Origin of the sequence: Streptomyces sp. NPDC006552 (assembly GCF_040611655.1) — a bacterium.
In the GTDB taxonomy this organism is placed as follows: domain Bacteria; phylum Actinomycetota; class Actinomycetes; order Streptomycetales; family Streptomycetaceae; genus Streptomyces.
In genome coordinates this window covers 1-2,029 of the sequence record NZ_JBEXOS010000146.1, presented here as the reverse complement: position 1 = coordinate 2,029, position 2,029 = coordinate 1, and the positions used below count along the sequence as shown (strand labels likewise).

The 2,029-nt window shown below is 73.3% G+C and carries 2 protein-coding genes; both read left to right on the top strand.

Annotated features, from left to right (window positions below; genetic code table 11):
- The first annotated feature begins 186 nt into the window (after positions 1 to 186).
- A complete protein-coding gene (locus tag ABZY33_RS35950; protein WP_356495924.1) occupies positions 187 to 858 on the top strand; it encodes a FadR/GntR family transcriptional regulator in 672 nt (223 codons plus the stop codon).
- A gap of 192 nt (positions 859 to 1,050) precedes the next feature.
- A complete protein-coding gene (locus ABZY33_RS35945) occupies positions 1,051 to 2,016 on the top strand; it encodes a PAC2 family protein (RefSeq protein WP_356495923.1) in 966 nt (321 codons plus the stop codon).
- Positions 2,017 to 2,029: the final 13 nt, after the last annotated feature.

Sequence of the window (2,029 nt, the reverse complement as noted above, 5' to 3'; positions counted from 1 at the left end):
TATTCCACCCCCCCCCCACCCACACTCTTCCCCCCCCCCCCGCCCTCCCTTTGGGGCCCGGGCGGGGGGCGGCCCCCCGGAGGGCCGCCCCTCTCCGTGCACCCGGCCGTTACTGCGGCCCGTAGCCACATAATGGTCCGAGACATCGGAGGTATCGGCCCTCCGGGGACGAGCAGAGGGGTGGCCATGGCCGTCACCGACGAGGCCATCGAGAAGATCAAGGGCATGATCGTCTCCGGCGCGCTGCGACCCGGCGACCGCCTCCCCAAGGAGAGCGAACTCGCCGCGGAGCTGGGCCTGTCGCGTAATTCGCTGCGCGAGGCGGTACGCGCCCTGTCGCTGATCCGCATCCTGGACGTGCGCCAGGGCGACGGCACGTACGTCACCAGTCTCGACCCTCAACTACTGCTCGAAGCACTGAGCTTCGTGGTCGACTTCCACCGCGACGACACGGTCCTGGAGTTCCTCGCCGTCCGCCGCATCCTGGAGCCCGCGGCGACGGCGGCCGCGGCCGCTCTGATCACCGGGGAGCGGCTCGACGCGCTCGCGGCCCAGCTGGACGCCCTGGGCGCGCAGCCGTCGGTGGAGGAACTGGTCGCCGCCGACCTCGACTTCCACCGCGGCATCGTGCAGGCGGCCGGCAACTCGGTGCTGTGCTCGCTCCTCGACGGCCTCTCCGGTCCCACCACCCGGGCCCGCATCTGGCGCGGCCTGACCCAGGAGGACGCGGTCGGCCGGACCCTGCGCGAGCACCGCGCGATCCTGGCGGCGCTGCGCGACGGCGACGCGGAGGCGGCCCGCTCGTGGGCGACGGTGCACATCGCGAGCGTCGAGCAGTGGCTGCGCTCGACGCTCTGACCACGCGGGCGCCGGGGTGACGGAGTGCGCCCGGGGGGAGTGCGAGGGCCCGGCCCGGGGCAGTGTTCCCGGCAACCCGCGGGTCGCGGGGGGCTGCGGAGGGCCCCCGCCGACGCCGTAAGGTGGGCAGGTACGCGATGGGGGTCCCCCCAGGCCATGAGGGCGCTGGGGGACGTCGGAAGGAGGCGCTGGGTGATCGAGCTCGAGGGGGTTCCCGAGCTGGTCGACCCGGTCATGGTGGCCGCGTTCGAGGGCTGGAACGACGCCGGCGACGCCGCCTCCACCGCGGTCGCGCATCTCGACAAGGAGTGGAAGGGCGAGGTGTTCGCGGCGCTGGACGCCGAGGACTACTACGACTTCCAGGTCAACCGGCCCACGGTGTGGCTGGAGGACGGCGTGCGCAAGGTCACCTGGCCGACGACCCGGCTCTCGGTGGTGCGCGTCGGCGGCGAGAAGCCGCGCGACCTGGTCCTGGTGCGGGGCATCGAGCCGTCGATGCGCTGGCGCTCGTTCTGCAACGAGATCCTGGGCTTCGCGCACGAGCTGGGCGTCGAACTGGTCGTGATTTTGGGCGCCCTGCTCGGCGACACCCCGCACACGCGCCCCGTGCCGGTCTCCGGGGTCACCTCCGACGCGGATCTCGCTACGCGCATGGACCTGGAGGAGACCAAGTACGAGGGTCCGACGGGCATTGTCGGCATCCTCCAGGAGGCGTGCACGCACGCGGGCGTGCCGGCGGTCTCCCTGTGGGCGGCCGTCCCGCACTATGTCTCCCAGCCGCCCAACCCGAAGGCGACGCTGGCGCTCCTCAACCGCCTGGAAGACCTCATCGACCTGCGCATCCCGCTGGGCGAGCTGCCCGAGGACGCGCGCGCGTGGCAGGTGGGCGTGGACCAGCTGGCCGCGGAGGACAGCGAGGTCGCGGAGTACGTCCAGAGCCTGGAGGAGGCGCGGGACACCGCGGAACTGCCCGAGGCGACCGGTGAGGCCATCGCCCGCGAGTTCGAGCGGTATCTGCGGCGCCGCGATCCGGGCGCCGCGCCCGGTGGGCACGCGACCGACGGCGGCGAGGGCCCGAACTATCTGCGGGACAACCCGGGCGGCCGGACCCGGCCGCCGAAGCCGCCGCGTCCGGAGAGCGACGACAGCGACGAGTAGGGCGGGGCAGATC